General features: G+C 55.9%; 3 protein-coding genes and 1 pseudogene. 2 read left to right on the forward strand and 2 right to left on the reverse strand.

Features of this window, described 5'->3' with window-relative positions; all coding sequences use genetic code 11:
* Nucleotides 1–267: hypothetical protein (locus FOY53_RS23540; protein ID WP_222435340.1), on the forward strand; the 267-nt coding region annotated here is incomplete at its 5' end.
* Nucleotides 268–325: 58 nt separating this feature from the next.
* Here the strand turns inward: FOY53_RS23540 and FOY53_RS22545 are convergent.
* Together FOY53_RS22545 and FOY53_RS23545 are read right to left on the reverse strand one after the other, a co-directional pair.
* Nucleotides 326–514, reverse strand: a pseudogene (locus tag FOY53_RS22545) (helix-turn-helix domain-containing protein); the annotation flags it as partial.
* A 156-nt stretch (nucleotides 515–670) separates the two neighbouring features.
* Nucleotides 671–817, reverse strand: a complete 147-nt coding sequence (locus tag FOY53_RS23545) for a hypothetical protein (protein ID WP_222435341.1) — start codon at nucleotides 815–817, stop codon at nucleotides 671–673.
* On the opposite strand from FOY53_RS23545, the gene FOY53_RS22550 reads away from it, so the two are divergent.
* Nucleotides 816–1,232, forward strand: a complete 417-nt coding sequence (locus FOY53_RS22550) for a very short patch repair endonuclease (protein ID WP_439332555.1) — start codon at nucleotides 816–818, stop codon at nucleotides 1,230–1,232. The two genes, FOY53_RS23545 and FOY53_RS22550, sit on opposite strands and share 2 nt — an antisense overlap.
* The last annotated feature ends 261 nt before the right edge of the window (nucleotides 1,233–1,493 follow it).

Consider the following 1,493-nt stretch of genomic DNA (forward strand, 5'->3'; position numbering starts at 1 on the left):
GATCTGGACTTCAGAACCGGAAAGATTCATCGTCAACCCGATCCACCAGATGCCGGGACTGAACAGCTAGGCGCAGAGCTTGCCCGCGACCGCGATGCAGTCGTCTGTTTCGAGTCGACTGGCGGCCAGGAACGGCAGCTCTGGGAAAAGCTTGAGGCAGAAGGCGTCGTCGCCCGACAGGTGCCGCCCGGTCAGGTGAAAGCATTCGCGCAAAGCCGCGCCGCGCCGACATACAGATGGTGTTTCGGGATGCCACCGACAGCCTGAACCCGCGCCAAACCTCGCGCCAGTCCATCGGCGAACCGCTGCGACGTCTGCGCGCCTTGTCTTTCCAAGGCCCGATCTCCGGCAACGGCCGAATGGTCCGCTCGTAAGTAAACTCCGTTGCGCCGGATCGGATCACCTTGCGCACCGTGTTCCGCGATACCCGCAGCTCCCGGCAGATCTGCTTGATCGACTTCTTGTCCTGAAAACACGTCCGCCGGATCTTCTCTACCGTCTCCACGACCAACATCCCTCACTGTGCTCCCCGATGACCTCGGGGGCATCATCCACATCAGTGCAAGGGTGTCATGTTTGGATGCCGTTCACCCCTCTACGGGATCAAAATTGCACGCCTGTTCACACGCGAACCCTTCTCCGAGACCACCCGGACCCGAAAAGAGATCGACTATGCCAACTTCCATGCGATGCCGTAGCCTTCTTTGATTTTCAAGGCCACTTGTTCCAGGATTGGCCGGAAGGTGGATGGAGAACCGATGACTGATACCGTCGATACTGCGACGCGCTCGAGGATGATGGCCGGAATACGGTCCATGAACACAAAACCGGAACTATTGCTGCGCAAGGCTCTCCACGCGAAAGGTTTCCGGTTTCGGCTGCACAGGAAAGATCTTCCGGGGCGTCCTGACATTGTCCTGCCGCTCTATAAAGCCGTCTGCTTTGTCCACGGCTGCTTCTGGCATCAGCATAAGGGCTGCCGCATGGCTTCAACACCGGCGACACGCACCGAATTCTGGCAGGCGAAATTTGCAGCCAACATCACACGAGATGAAAGAAACCGACACGCCTTGCTGGCCGCCGGCTGGCGCGTTGCGGTTGTCTGGGAATGCGCAATAAGACAGTCGTTGCCAGTAGCAACCGAGCAGCTGACAAACTGGCTACGGCACGGCGACGACTTGCACTGCGAAATCGAAGGCGGCTTTTCATCAGTTACGAAAATGAAAGGTTGATCTGCGTGTTTTTCCGCGCGTCCGATGCTGACCCAAGAAACTATCAGTACCGACGAGATGCGGAATAGCCTGGGTTGCCTCCGTCGAAAAGCCGCAAATAAGTCAAACTTCAAAAAGCCCCCGCACGGAAAAATGTTAAAAAATACCCTCTAAGTTACTGAAATATATAATTAATCACAGGGGATGACCTGAGACCTTAAAACTCCTCCACTTTTGAGTAGGATCCGTCCCAAGCATTGGAGATGGAATATGAAGAAGTCA

It is taken from the genome of Puniceibacterium confluentis (genome assembly GCF_007923445.1).
Taxonomy (GTDB): domain Bacteria; phylum Pseudomonadota; class Alphaproteobacteria; order Rhodobacterales; family Rhodobacteraceae; genus Puniceibacterium; species Puniceibacterium confluentis.

Excerpts from the sequence above, each read along its gene's own strand:
- FOY53_RS22550 (WP_439332555.1), top strand. The coding sequence starts at position 816 with ATGAACACAAAACCGGAACTATTGCTGCGCAAGGCTCTCCACGCGAAA.
- FOY53_RS23545 (WP_222435341.1), bottom strand. The coding sequence starts at position 817 with ATGGACCGTATTCCGGCCATCATCCTCGAGCGCGTCGCAGTATCGACG.